Here is a 22,246-nt window from a genome sequence, read left to right as displayed (position 1 = left end):
TTTGTTAATCCAAGAAATTTCATTTAAATTTTTCTTTTACCTAATTAGTTTTTTCAAGTTGATTCAATATTTCTCGTTTTAATTTAATTGCATCTTCGTTTTTTTTATCAACATCTAAACATTTATTTATCATACTCAATGCAGATTTTAAATCTCTTTTTTCGAAATATGCAACAGAAAGATTATACAATACAAATGAATTTTTCGGATCGATATTGTATGTTTTGGTTAAGTGTTTAATAGCTTCATCATATTTTTCTCTATATAATTCTATTATTCCAACACGTGTAGAAGTATAATCAGCAAGATCTATTTTTTTTTGGTTATAGAAATATGTGATTAAAGTATTAAAGTCTTTTAGAACCGGATATTGATAAAGAATTGTATTTATATGTTTCAAATAATTTTTAATATCATCTCTTCTCAAATAAGTTTTAGCTGCAAGTAAATGTGCGTCAGTCCAAGATAAACCTTCTATCTTGTAAACTGCAATAGAATCCGTTAAATCCTTGGGTTGAAGCATATTTAAAAAGTCTTTGTGTTGAAACTTAGTCATTGTAATACTATTCTTAACATAAGGCCAATTGTGTTTTAAAAGTGTAATATTATAATTGCCGATAGCTGAATCGAGTTTTGTAAATACAAAATTTGCTTTCGTTAAACTATCTTGTTTAGCAAATGGTATATTTGCATTTTCTGTTTTTGGAAGATATCCCTTCTTTTCCATGCAATTGTAAAATGCTTTTCCAATTAGTTGATATCCTTCAACATTTGGGTGAAGATGATCTACAATTAAATTGTCGCCAACTATTCCGCCCGAACTTTCAGAATTAAATATTGAATCAATCGGAACAGTCGCAACATTAAATTCTTTTCCAAGTTGATCAATTATCATATTCATTTTGGAAGGGGCTCTAAATCTAAGTGCATCAAGATCTTTTGCTAATCTGAATAAAGAATCTGCTTTCTTAAAATTATCATTCTTAAAATTATCCCAAGCCTCTTCGTAAACTTTATCAGTATTCTTATATCCTTGGGTTGCAACAGAAATAAAAGGTTTTTGATCTTTTAAATTGCTTGCCAACTTACCAATAATTACCGGAACACCTTTTTCTTTACATAATGTTAAAATGTCCGTAAAATTCTCTTTAAACTGCTGAAGTCCGGCATTATACACATCTGAATCTAAAATAATGTTTTTGTCATTTGCCATTTGTGACATCAGCGTGCCGGATGATTTTATATTTTCTGATGAAAAAAATAATGAAGTCACCCACTGAATTGAATTGCGAACTAATTGAGTAGTTTTAAAATTATTTAGATATAATATTAAATTTATCAGATTTCGAGAAGAACCAAATGATTGAACCGAACCAACACCCAAAGCTCCATAATATTCATTATGTCCGGCATAAATTAAAATTAAATCGGGTTGCTGATCCAAGACTTCGGGGAAAAGATCTAGTATTGTATATGAGTTTACTGCTGTCATACCCAAATTAACAACCTCAATGTGCGTATTTGGATATACCAATTCCAATCTTTTTCGAACATAACGTGAAAATGATCCCATTGGACTATAAGGATATCCTTCTGCACTGCTTCCGCCTAAAACAAATACTCGGAAAGAATTTGTCTTTTTTTGTATATCAAAATAATCTTCGCTGGTTGTGGGATTGAAATCTCCACTTGTAAAATATTTTTTACTAATGTTTGAGTTAATTACATATTTACCTTCGCCGGCATCTATCCATTGAGTAAAATCATAACCATAATTAATGTTTCTCAATAATATTTCCAGAAGGATTAAAAATAAAATTGGTAAAAAAAATAAAATTGCATAAAACCATTTAGGCGTTTTTTTTGCAGAAGCATTAATAATTTTTTTTACTTCAAAAATGGGGACATTATATTTCTTTGAGATTTCGTGCGCAGAAAGTTTATCTTTATCTGCAAAGATTTGTTTTTTTATTTCTTTTGATATTTTTGAATTAAATTTCATTTTCTTAAGCAATTTCTGTACTATTTATTTAAAATCATTTTTTTACTTTCAAAGAAGTTGTTCACTCGCATAGTGTATATGTAAATTCCTGTTGCAAGGTCCGAGCCATCAAATTTTACATTATAACTTCCGGGTTCTTTTATTTCATTAACTAATTCTTTTACCTTTCTGCCAAGCGCATCATAAATTGTAATATTTACATTGCCTATTTCTTTTACAATATAATTTATAGTTGATGACGGGTTAAATGGATTTGGATAATTTGCATGTAGATAATATTCTGATGGCTCATTGTTTTCTACAAGATATTCTTCTTGATTATACTGCTGTGTTTTCGCTAGAACATTACTATTCAGCACCAATTTGCCACTGTAATTATCCTTCAACTGAGGAACTTGTTGGCCACATGAAGCTCCAATGGTTCTGTAAAATGTATACCCTAAAAGACCTTCAGCAGAAAGAATACCATTTATATCTGCTGCAGCATTATTTCTTAAACCTTCAATAATAAATTCTGTAAAACAACCATTTTCTAAATAAGCTAATTCATAAGCATTTTGATTGGCTGTGCAAGCAGAAAGAATTACGCCATTTGTCATTTCATCAACAAACACTCCGGAATTACATGCATCTATTATTGCAGTGAATTGATTAAAACCCTGATAACCAAGAAAGCTATTAATATTGTAGGGAGCAAGATATTGAGGTAAATCACTATGATAGGTTAGAATTCCATCTGTAGATCCGTGACCAGAAAAAAAGAATAAATTTGTTTTTCCAGTTCCGCGTGGCATATATGCTAAATCGTCACTTAATTCATCGCTATTAGCGTCAGTATTAATTTTATACTCAATATTTGCCGCTAAAAAACCTTGATGATTTATTAAGGTTTGTTTCATATCATATGCATCTTGTACTGCGTATTGTAGATTATTTGCAACTCCATTGTAATTATCTATGCCAGCAATTACAGCATGATATACTATACTTTGTCCTTTTAGAACTATACTGAACAAGATCATTACTAATATACTATTTTTAATTTTAAACATTTTTTCTCCCTTTTTTATGGAAAAGACTAATTACTCAATTTTTAGGGTCTATCCGAAGAATCAATAAATTCACATACCTCAATTTCAGATTCTTTTTTATCTATTTTACGCATGTAACTTTTCCCGTCATCAGAAAAACCAATAACTTGACTGCCGGCAAGTTGCTCAATTATTGAAGACAGATCTCTTTTACCGTAACGCACTATGGAGCCCTTTGCTGCTTCAATCCCTTTTGTTTTAATAGCTAAAAATCCACCCTCTATTGCCATTGATAAAGCATTTACATTAATAATATTATTTCTCTTACCGTATAATGAGGTAAATGTTTTTTCATCAGTACATAATATTATTGATCCTCCTGTTGGAATCCTTATTCCTTCGTTTTTACTAGTCTCTTTATGTAAAACATTAATTGTTTTAATATGAGATAATCTGAATCTTTCCAGAAAAAGATCATTTTCTGTTGGGTTTAATATTTTTAGCCAACTTTTGTTTGTTTCCTTTTTATTTAGACTAACCTGACTTATAATAAGTTGATTATCAGAATCTTGCGCAATTAGAACGCATGTTAATGTAAAAAAGGTTATAAACAATACCAATGGAAATACTTTTAAGAATTTTACAATCATTTTAAACCTCCGTTTGTTTTGATTTTATTTTGTTTATTTTTGGACACAAACAAAAAGGCAAAGCCGTTTAATCAGTAAACATTAAAGGTGCACAGCCTTGATATTTTGTTTGTAAAAGGGAAGAAATGTGTTGCAGCAGCTTCTTCCCAGTATTATTTGTACAAATGTTACATTTTTCATATTAGTTAAAAAGATACTACAACTCCACGGTTTCTTAATTCCGGTATATATTGTGTTTTTGAAATTTCATCTAATGGATTGCGATTTATAAATATTAAATCTCCTTGTCCAAAATTAGTGTTCTTTACCAATGGTTCAATATTTGTAATTTGATTATCAGCTAAATCAAGATATTTTAAACTTTCCATGCCTTCTTCAAGAGGTGTAATATCAGTTAAATTATTATTATCTAGTTTAAGCTTATATAACTTATTACAATTGGATATCCCCGTGATATCTGAAACTGTATTAAAATTTAAGCTCATGTAATCACAGTTTGTTAATGTAGAAACAAAAGATATTTCTTCAATATCATAATCGCCTACCCATAATGTTTCTAATTTTGTTAATCTCGAGATGACATGAGTATTTTTTAATTTTGGACCATTCTGAACTGAATAATTAATATATAGTTCACGAAGTTCCGTCATCCCTTCCAAAGCAGCAATATCTGTAATTGGGTTCCATGCTAAAGAAAGAAATGTTAATTGGGTCAAATTCTTAAGTGGTGAAATATCTGCTATTATATTAGTAGATAAATCTAGTATTTTCAAGTTTATCAGATTAGCTAAAGGTGAAATATCCGCGAGAATTCGATTCTGATTTAAATTAAGCTCTTCAAGCTTTGTTAAACTAGATAAGGGTTCTAAATCTGTTATTTTATTTGAACTTAAATTCAGTATCTCAAAATTTATGCAATTCTCGATCCCAATTAACGAAGTTACATCACCAAATATTCCTAGTGAATTAAAAGATGTCATCGATTCCAGCTTCTCCTTGGTAAGTTCACCTTTAGGATCTTTTAGTTCAAATCGTATATATGCTTCTAATACAGCGTCTTCAAATTTGCTTTCACCCCTTTCACCTACTTCTATTAATACTTCATCCGGTTCACTATCAGCAATACCATCATTTACCACTAATGAAAACTTGTATGTACCTGGATAACTAAAAGCAACATTTGGCTGTATTTCAGACCAAAGAATTCTTACTTCAGCCGGATTAGTAGAATCAGGTATCCAATCATAATATAGAACATCTCCATCGCCTACTTTACTTTGTGAACCATCTAATGTAACATATTGCCCAACTTTCACACTGTCATCTTCACCAGCTTTAGCAATCGGCAACTTATTAACGGAGATATTTATTGTCGTGTCATTCTCTATTGGTAAATTATCAATCTTCTTCCAAGCTATTCTTGGTTCAGTGTTGGCTGTATTTTCTATCTTTAACTTAAAACTTATTGGTTTGCCTGATTCCTTTTTAAGTTCGCTTGCCGAAACAAAGTGATGGTTTAAACTCAAACTGTTCTTTATGTCTGCTTCTCTCGATAAAAGCATTTTATTTACAATAGTTTCTTTTCCAGTTTTTAATCGATAAAAGTATATACCAGTTGCAACTTTCTCGCCGATACTATTTCTTCCGTCCCAAATTATTCCATGCACACCGGCATTTTGTTGACCTTCATGATACTTTTTTACTTCTCTACCCAGCATATCATAGATTGTAATGCTTACATCTGAGTTTTCTTTGAGTTTATATGAAATTGCCGTCTCACTTGAAAAAGGATTAGGGTAATTTTGTCCCAATTCAAATTTTGTTGGTAATTGATTTTTCGTGCTTTCTACTGAAGTAATTACATCAATATTATAGTTTCCGAATTCATCACTAAATGCTTCGTATCGCTTTGAGGTATCATCTGTTTCAATAAATGATATTTTTGCATTCTTCACAACTTCAGTTTTCGTTGATATATTTCCACTAATATGTAATGTTTGGGCGGTTAAACTTTTTGCAAATAACATTGCTATAAAAATTAGTAAGTATAAAATTTTAAGTGTTTTCATCTTAAATTCAAAGTCTTTGATTTAAATTTTTATTCAATCAAATCTGATGAGTTCTTGAGCTTAAAAAAACAAAAATGATTAAGTACAAACTTAATCCGGTAAAAAAACTTAAAGTAAAACCAAAAATCATAGATAGAATAACTGCCGATACCGAACCAAGAACTGAAAAAATTCCGTTAACACCATACATCCATGGAATATATTTTATAAAATTTTTCTGCTTCAATAATTGTATTGCTGTAGGAAATGGAATTCCAAGAAAAAATCCGAATGGCAGTAACAAAACAAAACTTACAATTGCACGAAATGTTAATCCATAAACAAGAAGCGGATTTAAAATTAACGGATGTATAAAAAATAAAATCACTCCGGTAATTACAATCAAACCGGAAATCCATTTAAGGCGTTTTATAATATTTTCGGGAAATATTTTCCCGCCAAAAAAACTTCCAATTCCCATACCAACAAGCAATGAACCAAGAAGAATGGACAAAGCAATTGTTGGCGAACCCAAATAAAGAATAAATTTTTGCAGTAATGCAATTTCCAAAACCATAAATCCAAAACCAATGCTAACAAAAACAAAAAGCGGAAGAATAACATTTTCTTCTTTTTTAATTTTAATATTTTTTTTCGAAACAGATTTTATTTTCTTTAGTGGAATAACAACCGATAAAACTGCAAAGATCAATACCGCAATTAGTAGATATTTCAAATCTTCGGGTAATCCTTTTTTAACTTTGTAAAAATAAGGGCTATCATCAAGCACCGGTGAAATATCAGAGCTATTCTTTGCAATTAATTCTTCCAGCGAACTTCTGCCATCTTTAAGAGTATTTAAAAGAATATTTTCAATTTGATTATTGCCCGGAATATTTACAAATGGTAAATAAGCAATCTTCGGTAAATCTGCGGGAAAAGTATTTGCAGTTTTAATAATATTATTAATTTCTTCAATTGTGTAAGCGGATTTTTTAATTACTAAAGTTGGGGAATGTTCATCTCCAATACTTAAAAAATGATTAACTGCAATTGAATAACTTATTCCATTTTCTTTAAATGCATATAAAGCAGTAACAATAAGTCTAACAAGTTCCCATTTGTTATGAACAGTAAAAATCAGTTGCCCATTCTGGTTTAAAATTTTTAAATAATCTGTAATTGCTTCAACTGTTAAAAGATAATTTTCGTTGGAAGCAATTCCATCAATAATTTGGAATTGTTCAGTTGATGGAAGAGCTAAAATTATTAAATCGTAAAACTTCTCAGATCTCTTTAAAAAATGTCTTCCTTCTGCAATTTCAATTTTCACATTTGGAAAATCAGTATAAATTCCGCCGTTAAAATCTTTATACTTTTTTACTATATCTACAAAATCCGGATTTATTTCAACTCCGGTAATATTTTGCACATTACTAAGAATCCCGGAAAGAATTTCTTTTCCACCACCGGGACCAATAACCAGCATATTTTCTTTTTCTTCTTTCTTTAAAAATAAAAGAGGAATTGTTGTTGAATTTCGAATCAGTATATCATTTAGCATTTTGTCATGGTTTTCAATGTTTCCATTGAATTCATACATTTGCGTTCCGGCGGCACCATCAATAAGTAAATGTTTTACGTAACTTTGATTTTCAAATTCAACTAAATCCGATCTTCCATTTATACTCCATTTGCTTTCAACTATTTCCGGTGTAATATTTGAATTATCTAAAATATGATAAAAGTCTTTTTCCGGATAATTACCGATAGGAATTTTTCCAAGGAATTCATTTTTCCCAAAAACAGTTAACAAAATTGCAATTGACAAAAGACTAAAGTAATACAGCAAGAGTTTATTTCTTTCAACAACAAAAAAATTAGCTGCAGAAAAAACTAAAACTATCGCAAGAAATAAAACAGCATTTGGTGCATTAAAAAAAATGAAAATAAAAATTGAAATAATAGAACCCAACGCCGCGCCAATTAAATCAGCGGCATAAATTTTATATCCGGAATTTGCAAAGTTTTTAAAAAATTCTGAGTAAACTATTCCGGCAAAAAAAAATGGTAAAAACAGAAGAGAAAAATAAATGTACGGATTTGTTATCGAGAATAGAATTACAACTATAATAAAAAATATTAATGAAACTCCGGTAAGTGAAATGTATAAGCTAAATATCTTATGATTTTCACTTTTCGTTTCATCTGGTTTTATTTTGTAAAAGGAAAAAATTCCGCCAGTACCAAGACCTAAAATAGATAATGATAAAATTATAAATGCATAATTCTGAACGAATATTACCGAAGAAATTCTTGTGGATAAAATTTCAAAACAAATAACTACAGCTGAGATTAATAAGATATTTAAATTTACAATTTTAGAATTGTTCATCTCTATTTAGCGTTTATTGCCTGAGATAATACATCTTCATAAATTTTAACATTGTATTTCTTCATCAGCTTTGCATTAACTTCATCCGAAATTTTTTGACGATAATAATTTTTAAATTCTTCTTCTATTCTTTTTCCTTTAACTTCATCAAATGTGAGCTGTTTTTCCGGCATAATGTTAATTGCTTTTATAACGGCAAACTGTTTTCCCTTTTCGACATCATCAAATTCAATTGGTCCAGCAACTTCGTTTAACTCCAATTTAAAAGCAGCTTCAGCCAAATATGGCGGTTCAATACTTCTAAATGATTTTAGGGAGCCATCACGTTCACGTATATATGTTTTAACAAACCATCTATTAGAAATTTTTTCAAATGGAATACCACTATTTATATCTTCAATTTCCTTCTCAGCTTTTTCTTTATCGGAATAAATTCTTGTATAAAGATTTATTTTTTTTAGTTGATAGAATATTGAATCTCTTTGCTCATCGTAAAATTTCTTTAAAGTTTCTGGTGTGATTTCCGGAATATTTCCTTCAATAATTGCCTGGTTGTATAAATAAGACAATTTACTTTTAACAACTAAATTATCCGTATATGGATTAATTATCTTTTCTTCCAATCCAATTTTTTGCGCAGCCTTAACAACATTATCATCATACACTGCTTCTGAAATAAAATCTTTTACACTTTTGGGATTTAATTGGATATTTGGATTTAAAATTACAACTTCATCAAGAAGTCTAAGGAATTCTTTTAAATCAACTTTACCTTTGTTATATGTTAGAATTTCAAAATTGTTACCGTTTGAAATTGCATTTTGCATTGTATCTTTATAAGCTTCGCCAAAGAATTTATCGGTATTTGACCACTTAACAATTTGATCCAGACCTCGTTCATTCCATATAATAGAGCTATAATCTATAAGATTTTTCCTAAAATCACTGTACTCATCATTGTATGTTTGATAATATCCCTTTTTAAGATCAGAAATAATTGCGTCTTTCATTTCTTCAAAAGGTTCTAATTTTATTTTTTTTGCGTCGATCGCTTTTAAAATATGAAATCCATCAATATTGTACAGCACTTGCGTAGAACCAATTTGCAATTGATACGCAACAAAAGCCAAAGGATCATTCATACTTTGCGACCAAGTATAATTTTTTTGTGCGCTTACTAAAGTATTTTGAAGGGAATATTTTTTAATAAGCTCATCTATGTTTAAATTATTACTAATATAATTTTCAATTTCCAAAGCTATTGCTTTTAGTGAATCAAGTTTTTGTTGAAATGTATTTTCGGGAATAGGTAATAAAATATCATTGCAGATAACTTCTTTATCCATTTCCTTATAAGCTTTAGCGGCAGCACTATCATTTACATATTTTGAAGCAAATTTTTTATCGAAGTATGAATTAATTATTTCACTATTTATTAAACGTCTTTCTTTGCTCATTAAATCTTTGTTTTGATCTAATTTTCTATCAAAGAAATCAAATCTTTTCAGTTGGTTGGTTACTAAATCATTTAGTGCATTTTTATAAACTTTTTCTTTGTCTCTAAATTTTTGGTTGTAATTCCAGTCTTTAATATATTGCTTCAAATCACTTAATTTAACAATATAATCTTCACCAATTTTGGCAATTATTAATTCGTCTTCAGAAGAATTAGCATTATTATTAATACAGCTTAAAATTATAAAAGCTAAAATTATAAGTATAAGATATTTCCTTAATTTCAACACGTGTTTTGCTTTGTAAAAAGGCATAACTTAAAAACTCATTTTGTGAATAAAACTTTAAACCACTTGCATTTTATATAAAACCCCGGCAAAATTCAATTACCGGGGTAATTTTGAATCCGTGTTATCAATAATTAAAAACTATTTGATTAATAACATTTTCTTTGTTTGTACGAAACCATTTGCATCCAATTTATAGAAATAAACTCCAGTTGATAGATTTGCACCATTGAAATTTATTTTATAGTTAGCAGCATTCTTGAATTCGTTAATTAAAGTAGCAACTTCTTGACCAACAGCATCATAAACTTTTAATGAAACATTTCCTGATTTAGGAATTGAGAAGTTAATAACTGTTGAAGGGTTAAATGGATTAGGATAATTTTGATCTAAACTGAATTTTACTGGCACACCATCAACTTTTTCCACACCAACTATTCCATTAAGAGTATTATGAATTACTGTATATTCTGCATCTCTTTGATTCATCCATTCTGTATATTTAGCTGGGAACCATGCTAAATCGCCAACTGGAAAACCGCCAAGACCTGCAGTTAATAAATCTGCATCATCATATGAAAGATCAATTGGTGTCGGCCAGTCTGCATATATGAAATTATCTGCTTCTGGGTTATTTGGTTGACGCCAAGCAGTTAAAGAACCAGAATATGTAGTATCTACAGTTGCAATTGAAAATTCTTTCAATACTTGAAGTTGAGTAGTAAACAACACATCAGTTTCTGCAAAATTAGGAAGTTTTGAATACCATGTTCCGTTAGTTAATTTAGGATATGTAGCATCATCTGCAAACATTGCAGCAGTTCTTGTATTCATTGGGATCATTTGTGAAACCCAATCAGTCATTCCATTTACTGCACTGCCATTTAATGTTGTTGCAACATCACTTAGACTTGGGTCCCAATAAGTTAAGTTTCTATCTGCATAGAAAGATGCACCGTTTGCCAAAAATGTAGAATCGGCATGTAAATTAACAATACCCATTGGTAAGCCTTCAGGATCAACTTCACCGGCATCAGCGCCAATTAGCACAGCAGACATTCCTTGCACATTAGTATTTACAAAAATATTATTTGTAACACTATAATTTGGATGTCCGCCTCTGTTCATTAGAGGATATGAGCTACAATTAATAAAATTATTGTGATTGAAAACTTGTCTGTTAATTACATAATTATCTCTTGATTTATACAAAAGACCTTGAACGTTAACGTGTGTATTATTTTCAACCCAAATTGTATCTTGATTTGAGAAGAAATCCAACACACCACCATTACGACGGCATGTATGGCCTAACAAGTTTACAAAATAATTATTTATAAAGAATATTCTTGAATTTGTAGGTTGACCACCAATAACTGTCCAAAGGTTATGTTCAATAATACAGTTTTCAACTTGTATTCTCATACCTGGGCCTGCTAAACCGAAGCAATTCCATCCAAGACCACCAGCAGCATTACCAACAGCCATATTTATATTCTTCACAAGAAGATCTGAACCACTTGTAATAAATGGAGTAGTATTTCCACCTTCCAACACAGCACCAGCAACAACTGGTGGAGCATCGCCTTTACTTGTTTTTACAGATTCGGTTGTTTCACCCATAATAATTGTTTTTTGGGTTGCAGAAGTTGTTGGGTTATTTGCAAGAGTATAATTTCCAAATGCTTTTAATACATATACACGTCCAGCAGGTACATTAAGTGTATCCGCATTTATTACGGAAAACAGTGCGTTTGGTGCCCCAAAGTCGATATCATCTTTAATTACAAGAGAATCTCCACGATGTTCTAAAATGTAGTCTTCCAATGTTTGTGAAAATACAGTAGCTAACGGTAGTAATGTTAATACCGCCAGAAGTAAAAGTAACTTTCTCATAAATTTCTCCTTATTAAAATAATTGATTTAATGAGCAAAAAAGGTTAAAAAATATTTGTTTGTTAATAACTTTCTCCTCCTTATGTTTATTTTATAATTATACTATTTGTTAAAAATTATACCTTAAATTAAATTGATAAATTGTTGGCGAATATAAAACCGAAACTAAATTTTCTGTTATTGGAGAATCTTTTGTAAGTCTAAATTTCCTAAATGATTCAATTCCGTTATGGAAAATATTTAATCCATTCAGTGATAGACTTAAACCTTTAATTGGTAAATCTTGTTTAATTGTAAAATCCCATCTATAAATATTTCCGGTATATGAAGTTTCTTCTGGTCTAGTCCCAATAGAGGTTAACACATTACCTCTCATATTAAACGATAAACGACCTGAAAATCCTTTATAATCAACACCTAAAGCAACGTTAATTACATCGTCCGCTTGTTGAAGCAACCTGCCGCTGTAAACAGTATCATTTGTTGTAAAATAAGTTATAGTTTTACGGGGATTATTTGGATCTGGAACCGTTATTGGTATATTTCTAATTATGCGATAATCAATATTTGATCCTGATTTTGTATAGTTCACATTTAATACTAGTGAATTTAATGGCTGAGGTAAATACCAAAAGTTTGTTTGCCAAGATAATTCAACACCTCTAATAAAACCTAAGTTTGGATTATTCAACGATGTATTAACAATATCTGAAGCTTTAGTTTGATATTTAAAATCGTTCCACAAAAGTGCTGAATCCGGCATGAATACATTGTCGCCATACAAATCAATATTTCCATAATAAATTCCTGTTCTGTACTGTGCATCTTCTAACTCTTTATAGAATCCATTAATTGTAAAAAGACCAACAATATTACTGTAAACAGATGCAATAACATCTAAGTTTTTTGCTGTTGTTGGTTTTAAATTAGGATTACCAATTACATAATTACTGCCCGGGAAAACAGTCATTTTAGGAATAATTTGCGAATAATCCGGACGTATAATACTGTTCGTATATGCTATTCTCATATCCGACCAACCATTAACTTGATATTTTAAATGAAAGTTTGGGAAGTAATTTATATCATATCTATCAACATTGTAATAATCATAAGGAACAACTGCTGTTCCTACTTTTGTACTAATTGCATCGCCATAAACATTATGTGTAACAAGAGTAAACTGAGCACGATAATTCATGTTATAATTTTCATAACGAAGACCGGCTATTAAAGTAAGGTTTCTAAAGAAATTAAAAGTCCCCATAATATAACCAGCCGTAAAAGCTTCTGAACCATTCCAATCATCTCTCCAACTGTCATCCTCTTTTAAAGCAGATTCCCAGCCTGTTTGAGCTAAGTAAAGCCATTCGTCATAAACATCAGCATCTATTACATATTTAAATCCATTCTTAAAATCATACTGATCGCTTAAATAATTTTTCCCTCTATCAAAATCATCGTCTAAAACGTCAGTTAATCTCATTCTATTTTCAGCATCCCTATGTATAGGGAAGAAATCTTCTACTCTGTTATATGTATCATCATCAGATGAACCGGTGTAAGTTCTATTAAAATCATTAACGCGTGTTGTTTTCACATATTTTCCGCCAGCTTTAAATGTTGCCGTAATATCTGTGGAAAAATTAACAGGTTTCGAAACATCAAAAGACCCATTATACAAGTGTTGATTAAATCTATTTTTAATAGAAGATACCCAGCCTTCCAAAGTTGCACTATCAGGATCGGAAGGATTAATATTATCAAAAATTGCATAGGCTCTTTGTAAAGTTATCCCAGCTTGAGCAGTTCCAGTATATCTAATTGGTAAACCATCGGAACCAACTCCAAAAGGTGCATCAAAGCCAGTTTCATTATTAAAGTCAGTCCATCCGTTACCGCTTCCCCATGGGGAATAAGCATTTCTTGTATATTGATTTGTACTTGAATGAGCTAAACTTGCTTCTACTTTTAAGTCACCAAAACTATTTTCAGCTTGCAAAGCGTTGATCCATAAATCTCTGCCAAACTTATTTCTATCAACTGTATAATGAATATCTGTACCATCAAAATCTAACCCAATAATATTATTTCGTTGGTCTGTAAAATTTCCTGCATAAGTATTTTGTAAAATAATTTTACCGTTCGGCAGCTTATAATCCATAAGAAGACTGCCCCCAGCTATATCTACAATGCTTCTTCCATATCCAAAATTTGCACTATTTGTAAAGTAAGCAGACTGTCCATATGCCAAATTACTTGAACCGTCTCGTGTAAGTCCAATTGAAGCAGTTTGATTTCCTCCATCGGAACGATCGGCATTAGCTTGCAAAAACACACCGAATTTATTATCAAAAAATCTATTACTTACGCTTCCCCAAAATTTATAATTATTATAATTTCTATCTGAATAGTTATAATTTCCTTGAGTAAGAACATCGAAGTGAAGGTCAGCCGGTGCTTCCATCAATTTTAAATTAACAACTCCTCCAATTGTGTTTGCATCCATATCGGGGGTAATAGCTTTTACAACCTCAATACTGGAAATCATACTTGATGAAATAAAACCAAGATTTGTTGAACGGGTTTCCATATTTGTTGATGGTAATTGAATACCGTTAATTAAAACCTGATTTAATTTTGATTCCATACCACGAATTACAACTTCGTCTCCATTCATGAGAGAAACACCAGGTAAACGACTTAGAGCTGTTGCTGCGTTATCATCCGGTAATTCACGGATTTGTTCGGAAGAAACTACGTTAGTAATTGTGTTAGATGTTAATTGCCTGTTTATAGCTTCCAACTGACCTGATGCTTGACCAGTAACGGTTACAGTTTCGCCTTCAATTGTTTTAGCTTCAAGATAAAAATCTTGTTCAATTGTTCTATTTTCAATTATATTTATTTCAAGAGTTTTTGAAATATAACCAATATAAGAAACCTCTATTGTATATTGACCAACAGGTATATTACGAACAATATAATTTCCTTCTAAATCTGAAGCAGCCCCTAAACTTGTACCCTTGATTGAAATATTTGACCCAAGTAATGTTTCTGATGAATTTTGATCAAGAATTTTGCCTTTAATATTACCAGTTTGAGCAGAAACAACTGTTTGTAAAACAAAAAATACTGTAAGGCAAAAAAGCGAAATTAGTTTTCTTTTAGAAAAGTAAATACTTAGCCACATATTTTTTCTCCTGTTAATTAATGAAATTCGTTTTGTAAAAATTTTATTTATTAATAATGCTAAAATTTTTATTCCCATAAAAAAAGTCCAATTTAATTATCACTATTTTTTCTAACAAATAAATCATATTCAATTTTCAACATCATTTTATTATTTAAAGGATAGAATAACATTAAAGCAGCACCAATTATTCCAAATACTGCCGGATAAAAACTCATTAGTAATCTTATCCCCATTATTGTTTCAGCATTTTGTACTTCGTTTGCTACAAACCCGTAATAGGCTAAAATATATCCAACCAATGCACCACCAATAGTTAATCCCAATTTTAGAGCAAACAATGAAGCAGCCATTAACAAACCGGTTGCTCTTCTTGTATTCTTCCATTCAGAATATTCAGCAGCATCTGTATACATAGCCCATTGCAGCACAGATACTGGTCCCCAAGCAAACGATATTAGAATATTTATAAAAAATATTAATATTACATTTTCTGGTTGTATAAAAAAGAAAAGACTGCTTCCTACTGCACTTATCAATAAACAACCTACATAAGTATTCTTTTTATCAAAACGCTTAGATATCCATTTTGTTAAAATTGCACCCAGTATGTTGAAGATTGTTCCAGAAAGTAGAAATGTAGAAGTAAATGTTTCGTATGGCAAATCAATTATATTTCCAAATAAATTCATCTGCTGATCGATTACATAATATTTAAAGTAATAAACAATTGATGAGCTTCTAACAACTATAAATATTAATTGAAATACAGTAGCACCGCCAATCAACAACCATGCTTTGTTTGAAAATAAATCCCCTAAATCTTTTTTTAGTTCAATTTTTTGATTTTTTGGCGGTTGCACTCTTTCTTTTGTTGTAACAAAAGTAATGAATAGAAAACTCAAAGCTAGTAGCCCCAATACTCCCATTGCGTATTGCCAACCAATAGCATCATTTCCATTTCCAAAATATTTCACTAAATATATTGTTGAGCCTTGAACTATAAGTCCGCCAACAAAAGCAGCAACAAATCTAAATGAACTTAATTCCGTTCTTTCTAAAGAATTGGGAGTTATTACAGCCATTAAAGAAGAATATGGTACATTAACGATTGTGTACATTACCATTAAGAGATTATAAGTTATGTACGCATAAATTAATTTCCCGGACATATCATAATCAGGTGTTGTAAATGTTAGAACTCCCATTATCACCATTGGAATGCCAAAAAAGAAAATGAAAGGTCTAAACTTTCCCCATTTTGTATTTACTCTATCAGATATAACCCCCATAATTGGATCATTTACTGCATCAAATATTCTTGTAACTAAAAACATGGTTCCAACTGCTGCTGCAGGCAAACCAAAAACATCTGTGTAAAAATTTAGTAGAAATATTATAAACGTCTGAAAATAAATATTTGAAGCAGCATCTCCCAAACTATAACCAATTTTTTCTTTTAATGTTAAAATTGATTTGGAGGCAAATCCATTTGAAATAGCTGCTTCTTCTGAGTATTCTTTTTTTATTTGCACAAATTTTCCAATTTTAGAAATTATTCTTTAACGATAATTCAATGTGAGTTTCAATAAATCTTCATCTTTTGATGAGTTTCCAACCATAATATCAAATTCACCAGGCTCTGCTGTAAATTGCATTTCAACATTTGTAAATGATAATTCTTTTTTCGTTATTTCAAAACTTACTTCTTTCTCTTGATTGGATTCCAATGTTACTTTTTTAAATCCTTTCAATTCTTTCACCGGTCTTGTTACTGAACTTACTTTATCTCTAATATATAATTGTACTACTTCGGTTCCCTTTATTTCGCCTTCATTCTTCACTGTGACTGAAACAATTACTTTTTCGTTTTCAGTTATTTCTTGTTTATCAATCTTAAGATTAGAAATCTTGAACTTTGTATAGCTTAGTCCAAACCCAAATGGATAAAGCGGTGTAATATCATCAAACAAATATCCTCTACGCGATGATGGTTTGTGATTATAGTGACATGGAATATGTCCCACCGATCTTGGAATTGATATTGGCAATTTCCCGCTTGGATTTACATCCCCAAATATTACATCTGCTACAGCATTTCCAGTCTCTTGTCCCAAATACCAGCACTCCAATATTGATGGTACTGTCTTTGATATATAACTTATCGATTTTGGTCTTCCGTTAAATAGAACAACAACTATCGGTTTTCCGGTTTTTTGTATTTCTTTCAATAACTCATTCTGTCTTCCAACCAAATCTAAATTTGTTCGGTCGCCTAAATGAATCTTACTCCACGCTTCTCTTGAAGTTTGTTCATTACCGCCAATTGCCATTATTACAATGTCTGATTTTTCTGCTACTTTCACAGCTTCTTCTATAAGTCTTTTGTCTTCTTCCAGCTCAGATGGAACAACCGTATCTTCATTCCATGATCCACCGATTGTTATTTTACATCCTTCACTATAGATAATTTCATATTTGTCTTTTGCTTTGTTCTTTATTCCCTCTAAAACTGTTGTATAATATTTTGGAGTTCCGCTGTATCCTCCAAGCATTTTTCTATCTGCATTTGGTCCTATTACCGCAATTGTACTTTTTTCTTTTAGATTTATCGGGAGAAGTATGTTATCATTCTTTAGCAAAGTAATTGTTTCTTGGGCGGCTTTCAAGGCTATTTTTCTGTCATTCTCTAATTTATGTTCATTCTGAATAAGCGTTGGATCTACATACGGATCTTCAAATAATCCCATCTCAAATTTTGCTTCCAGCATTGGTTTTACTAATTCATCAATTACTGTTTCGCTTAGTCTTCCACTTATTACCAATTCCTTTAGATTCGGATAGCAATCTATTTCCGGAAGTTCTATATTTACTCCGGCTTCTGCAGCAAGAAGAGCAGCTTCTTTCTTATCCGCTGCAACATTATGACTTACTGTTTCTTCTTTATTGCTTAACTCAGTTATTGCATAATAATCAGATACTACAAATCCTTTAAAACCCCATTCGTTTCTTAAAACATTTCTCAAAAGCCATTTATTTGCATGAGATGGTATTCCATCAATTTCATTATAAGATGCCATAACGGAATATGGTTTTTCTTCTTCAATTACTTCTTTAAAAGGTGCAAGGAATACATCCCGTAACACTCTCTCAGAAAAGTTTGCAGGTCCGCAGTTTGATCCCGATTCAGGTTGTCCATGTGCTGCAAAGTGTTTGAGAGTAGCTAATACTTTATTTTTATCTTTAAATGTTCTATCGCCCTGAAATCCTCTAATTGCTGCTTTACTCATTTCACCAATCAAGTAAGGATCCTCTCCAAAAGTTTCTTCAACTCTTCCCCATCTCGGATCTCTTGCAACATCTAATACAGGTGTAAGTGCTTGATGAGCTCCTCTTTTTCTAGTGTCTTCAGCTATTGCCGAATATATTTCTTCTACAAGTTTCGGATTAAATGTAGCTCCCAACCCAATCGGTTGCGGATAACTTGTCGCTTCTTTTCCCGCCAATCCATGCAAACATTCTTCGTGTATTATTACCGGTATGCCCAATCTTGTTTCTTCAACAAAATATTTCTGAAGAGAATTTGCGAATTCTGCCATTTCTACTGGACTTAATCCACCATTGGTATCACTTATTCTTCCTATTTGTCCTAATCCGCTTGGTAAATTTTTTCTCATTAACTCATAATTAAGATTTCCACTCTCATCCAATATCAGTTCTTTTTTCTGATTCCATATACATAGCATCTGGGCAATCTTTTCGTCCAAACTCAGTCTGCTCAATAAATCTTCCACTCTTTCCAAAACAGTTAAATATGGATTTTTATAATCTTGTGTCTCTACTGAATTAAGTGTTTCAGTTTTTCCGTTCATTTATTTTTCCATCTCTTTTATTTTCTAATTTCCATTTTAAGCTTCTTAAACATAATGAATTTTTGCTCCTTTTTAACTATTTCAAATAATATATTTCTTTATTGAATCGTTTCAATTTTTTAATTAAATACTATTCGAATTGTTAATTTAACCATTTTAGATAATTATATTGGATTTTAGAAACTGTAACTGATGAATGCGAAAAAGGTCGACTTTATTAATTTTGTTCAATATCATTTGCAATAATTTAGATTATTTTTTCAAAAAGATATTATTGTTATACCAAATTAAATTAGCTTTAATAAGTTAACAAAAAAAACCATTTTAAGTTTTTTATTAACCATTTTACGCAACTATTGACTATTTATAAAAGCTAGTGAAATCATTTCACATTGTGACAATCTATAATTAATTATAAAAATTTCAAATCAATTTTTAATCCCAGTATGTACCAAAATAATTTATTCTTAAAAAGAAAGTAACATCAAATCTTGATTATGGCAATATTTATTTAATTGAAAATTTGTAAATAGTAATGTGCTTGTATATTTCCCCTGGATTTAAAATTACTGATGGGAAATTTAATTTGTTTGGTGAATCTGGATACTTCTGTGTTTCGAGGCATAATCCTGTTCTAAAATTATATTTTTCTCCATTTCTACCAATTGAAGTTCCATTTAAAAAATTTCCAGAGTAAAATTGTAATCCCGGTTGATCCGTAAGTATTTCCATCAATCTACCAGATGTAGAATCATATAAAGTTGCTACTTTTTGTACTCTTGCATCGTAATTATTCAGTACCCAATTGTGATCATATCCCTTGCCATAAATTAATTGTTCAAAATTTTCATTTATATTTTTACCAATTTTTGTTGGATTCTTAAAATCCATTGGCGTATTTTCTGTTCTTTCTAATTCACCTGTTGTGATTAAACCATTATTTACTGGTGTATAATAATCTGAGTTAATCATTAATTCATGATCTAAAATTGTATTTTGAAAATTTCCACTAAGATTAAAGTATGAGTGATGAGTTGGGTTCATTATTGTAGATTTATCTGTAGTTGCAAAATACTCTATTTTTAATTCGTTATTTTCATTTAGCGAATAAATAACATTAATAATTGAGTTACCAGGATATCCTTGTTCACCATCATGACTATAATAAGTTAATTTAACTGATTCACCATCAATACTTTGAACAAATTCACCTTTCCACAAAACTTTATTATAACCAATTTTTCCGCCATGTAAATGATTTTCACCATCATTTATACTTAGCTGATACTCAATTTCATTCAATTTAAAGTTCCCTTTGTAAATTCTATTACCATAACGTCCAACAATTGCTCCAAAGTAAGATGTTCCATTAACATAACTTTCTAGATTGTCATATCCTAAAACCACTTCTTCTAATTTACCTTCTCTATTGGGAACTTTTAATGAAGTTATTGTAGCTCCAAATTCTATTACTTTTAATTCTGTTCCCTTTTTATTTTTAAGTGTAAACGAATAAACTTCTTTTTCGTCTGATAATTTTCCAAAAAGTGATTTTTTGTTGTCAACAATTTGTTTTTCAATTGCACCACATGCCATGAACATAAAAAATATAAGAAACAACATAGAATTCTTTTTCATTTTTCCCTCAATAAGTTTTGAATTATACTTGAAAAAAAATACTGGCTTTTGATATATTGTAAAAGCCTAAATAAGTATTTTTATAACCATATTACGCAAAAGTTAAAATGTTTAGAATGATTTATTCTAAATTTTTTGTGAGAGTTTTCTAAATTGGGTTAAACTTAATCCATTTTCTTTTCTAAAGAATCTAGCAATATGCTCAATCCCGGTAAAATCAAACATCGAAGTTATTTCCGAAATAGATAAATTAGTTTCCAACAACATACGTTTTATCATTTCGGTTCTAACTCTTCTTATTTCTTGACTAATTGTTCTATGAATTGTTTTTTTGAATCGATTCTCTAAACTTCTTCTGCCCAAACAAGTTTGTTTAACTACATCTTTAATTTGAATTTTATTATTTGCATTACTTCTAATAAACCTTACAGCTTCTACAACATCTTTATCATTTACCGCAAGTAATTCTGTTGATTGCCTATGTATAATATGAGTTCCTAATACTATAATATCATCATAATTTTTTTGTTTGCCGTCCATCATTTGATCCAGTTGTTCAGCTGCAGCATAACCAGCTTGTTCAGTATTCAAACATACACTTGTTAATGGTGGATCTGATAAATCACAAATTAATGCATCATTATCTACACCAATAACAGCAATCTCTTCTGGAACTTTAATTGTTAGGGATTTACAAATCTCTAAAACTTGCTGACCACGATCATCATTACAAGCCATAATGCCTATAGGCTTAGGCAAACTTTGAATCCATTTTCTCATTTTGGATTGTTCGATTTGCCAAGAAATTTGTTTTGAAATATCTGTTTGATTATACAAATATATATTTTGACCTGCTTCTTCTATTATTTTTTTAAAATGAAATTTTCTCTGGTTAGACCATTCAATTTCATCAAAACCGCAAAATGCAAAATTACTTAAACCTGTATTCATCAAATGTTCAGCAGCTAATCTTGAAATTGATTCTGAGTTTGTACAAATTGCCGGCATATTTGCTGGTCGGTTTGAGTCATGTAAAGCTAAAATAGTTGGGAGATTCATATCCATTAATTCTTTTTTAATTAATGAATTTCTCATAATTATGCCATCAGCATTCCATTTTGATAAATGTGGAATAGATGTTTTAAGACCTCTCGGTTCCCAGTAAAATGACCAAGGTCCGTTTAGTCTTGAATATCTTCCAATTCCAAAAAGTAGATCTCTCCCAAATGCTCTTGATGATTCAAGCAGTAAAATAACTTTTTTTAATTTTCGCATAATTTCTAAATAAGCTGAACTTAATGTAAATGATTTATTTCGTTTGTGTTATAATTTACGTTGCATGATTATTAAAATCAAATAATTACGTTTTAATTTTATATCATATTTGTAAGTAAAGAAGTATTCAATTTAAAATTGCAATTTGGAAATATTTTATTGAATATATATATTAACTTTTTTAACTTATAATATTTTTATTTAAATTATAATTATTAAATATATATTGGACCAAAAAAGCTTTGAAAATAGGAGATGGTTTTAAGATGTTCCAAAGTAAGAAGTAGGAATAAAGTTCTGGTTTAAAGAAAGATTTGATGATTTTTAAAAGCCTAAAATCAATTACACAAACTATTTTCCAGACTTCAATACTACTAATATTTTTCTTAAATTCAACAGGTGATAGGCTTCACCTGACATGTCCCCAACCAGAATTTGTGATTCAGTGATGATTCATATTTAGCCACTGTATCATGCTAAAAGGTTAGGGTTTTTTATTTTATT

12 protein-coding genes are annotated in these 22,246 nt (G+C 30.3%); all 12 read right to left on the bottom strand.

Annotated features, from left to right (window positions below; all coding sequences use genetic code 11):
- Positions 1-40 precede the first annotated feature (40 nt).
- A complete protein-coding gene (locus IPH62_13270) occupies positions 41-2,002 on the bottom strand; it encodes a tetratricopeptide repeat protein (protein ID MBK7106245.1) in 1,962 nt (653 codons plus the stop codon).
- Positions 2,003-2,022: 20 nt separating this feature from the next.
- Positions 2,023-3,024 carry a caspase family protein gene (locus tag IPH62_13265; GenBank protein MBK7106244.1) on the bottom strand — a complete coding sequence of 334 codons (1,002 nt, stop codon included), beginning with the start codon at positions 3,022-3,024 and terminating at the stop codon, positions 2,023-2,025.
- A 71-nt stretch (positions 3,025-3,095) separates the two neighbouring features.
- On the bottom strand, positions 3,096-3,683 hold the full coding sequence (locus IPH62_13260) for a hypothetical protein (protein ID MBK7106243.1): 588 nt from the start codon (positions 3,681-3,683) through the stop codon (positions 3,096-3,098).
- Positions 3,684-3,868: 185 nt separating this feature from the next.
- Positions 3,869-5,752, bottom strand: coding sequence for a leucine-rich repeat domain-containing protein (locus IPH62_13255; protein MBK7106242.1), 1,884 nt, complete (start codon positions 5,750-5,752; stop codon positions 3,869-3,871).
- A gap of 37 nt (positions 5,753-5,789) precedes the next feature.
- Entirely contained in the window at positions 5,790-8,126 is a 2,337-nt protein-coding gene (locus IPH62_13250; GenBank protein ID MBK7106241.1) for a hypothetical protein, read from the bottom strand.
- A gap of 2 nt (positions 8,127-8,128) precedes the next feature.
- A complete protein-coding gene (locus IPH62_13245) occupies positions 8,129-9,895 on the bottom strand; it encodes a peptidyl-prolyl cis-trans isomerase (GenBank protein MBK7106240.1) in 1,767 nt (588 codons plus the stop codon).
- Positions 9,896-10,009: 114 nt separating this feature from the next.
- The gene (locus tag IPH62_13240) at positions 10,010-11,764 is read right to left on the bottom strand and encodes a T9SS type A sorting domain-containing protein (GenBank protein MBK7106239.1); all 1,755 of its coding nucleotides are present in this window, start codon (positions 11,762-11,764) and stop codon (positions 10,010-10,012) included.
- 109 nt (positions 11,765-11,873) lie between these two features.
- Positions 11,874-14,957, bottom strand: a complete 3,084-nt coding sequence (locus tag IPH62_13235) for a TonB-dependent receptor (protein MBK7106238.1) — start codon at positions 14,955-14,957, stop codon at positions 11,874-11,876.
- Positions 14,958-15,049: 92 nt separating this feature from the next.
- Positions 15,050-16,429 carry an MFS transporter gene (locus IPH62_13230; GenBank protein MBK7106237.1) on the bottom strand — a complete coding sequence of 460 codons (1,380 nt, stop codon included), beginning with the start codon at positions 16,427-16,429 and terminating at the stop codon, positions 15,050-15,052.
- 90 nt (positions 16,430-16,519) lie between these two features.
- A complete protein-coding gene (locus tag IPH62_13225) occupies positions 16,520-18,829 on the bottom strand; it encodes a glycoside hydrolase family 3 C-terminal domain-containing protein (protein MBK7106236.1) in 2,310 nt (769 codons plus the stop codon).
- A 507-nt stretch (positions 18,830-19,336) separates the two neighbouring features.
- The gene (locus IPH62_13220; protein MBK7106235.1) at positions 19,337-20,467 is read right to left on the bottom strand and encodes a galactose mutarotase; all 1,131 of its coding nucleotides are present in this window, start codon (positions 20,465-20,467) and stop codon (positions 19,337-19,339) included.
- 126 nt (positions 20,468-20,593) lie between these two features.
- Complete coding sequence (locus IPH62_13215; protein ID MBK7106234.1) at positions 20,594-21,742, bottom strand: DNA-binding transcriptional regulator; 1,149 nt, start codon at positions 21,740-21,742, stop codon at positions 20,594-20,596.
- Between the last annotated feature and the right edge of the window lie 504 nt (positions 21,743-22,246).

Source organism: Ignavibacteriota bacterium, from assembly GCA_016708125.1.
Classification (GTDB): domain Bacteria; phylum Bacteroidota; class Ignavibacteria; order Ignavibacteriales; family Melioribacteraceae.
Note: the sequence above shows the minus strand (reverse complement) of the source record. Positions and strands in the feature narration are given on the sequence as shown.

What these genes read in the sequence shown, in the direction of transcription:
- IPH62_13270 (MBK7106245.1), bottom strand. Translation starts at nt 2,002, where the DNA reads ATGAAATTTAATTCAAAAATATCAAAAGAAATAAAAAAACAAATCTTT.
- IPH62_13265 (MBK7106244.1), bottom strand. Translation starts at nt 3,024, where the DNA reads ATGATCTTGTTCAGTATAGTTCTAAAAGGACAAAGTATAGTATATCAT.
- IPH62_13260 (MBK7106243.1), bottom strand. Translation starts at nt 3,683, where the DNA reads ATGATTGTAAAATTCTTAAAAGTATTTCCATTGGTATTGTTTATAACC.
- IPH62_13255 (MBK7106242.1), bottom strand. Translation starts at nt 5,752, where the DNA reads ATGAAAACACTTAAAATTTTATACTTACTAATTTTTATAGCAATGTTA.
- IPH62_13250 (MBK7106241.1), bottom strand. Translation starts at nt 8,126, where the DNA reads ATGAACAATTCTAAAATTGTAAATTTAAATATCTTATTAATCTCAGCT.
- IPH62_13245 (MBK7106240.1), bottom strand. Translation starts at nt 9,895, where the DNA reads ATGCCTTTTTACAAAGCAAAACACGTGTTGAAATTAAGGAAATATCTT.
- IPH62_13240 (MBK7106239.1), bottom strand. Translation starts at nt 11,764, where the DNA reads ATGAGAAAGTTACTTTTACTTCTGGCGGTATTAACATTACTACCGTTA.
- IPH62_13235 (MBK7106238.1), bottom strand. Translation starts at nt 14,957, where the DNA reads ATGTGGCTAAGTATTTACTTTTCTAAAAGAAAACTAATTTCGCTTTTT.
- IPH62_13225 (MBK7106236.1), bottom strand. Translation starts at nt 18,829, where the DNA reads ATGAACGGAAAAACTGAAACACTTAATTCAGTAGAGACACAAGATTAT.
- IPH62_13220 (MBK7106235.1), bottom strand. Translation starts at nt 20,467, where the DNA reads ATGAAAAAGAATTCTATGTTGTTTCTTATATTTTTTATGTTCATGGCA.
- IPH62_13215 (MBK7106234.1), bottom strand. Translation starts at nt 21,742, where the DNA reads ATGCGAAAATTAAAAAAAGTTATTTTACTGCTTGAATCATCAAGAGCA.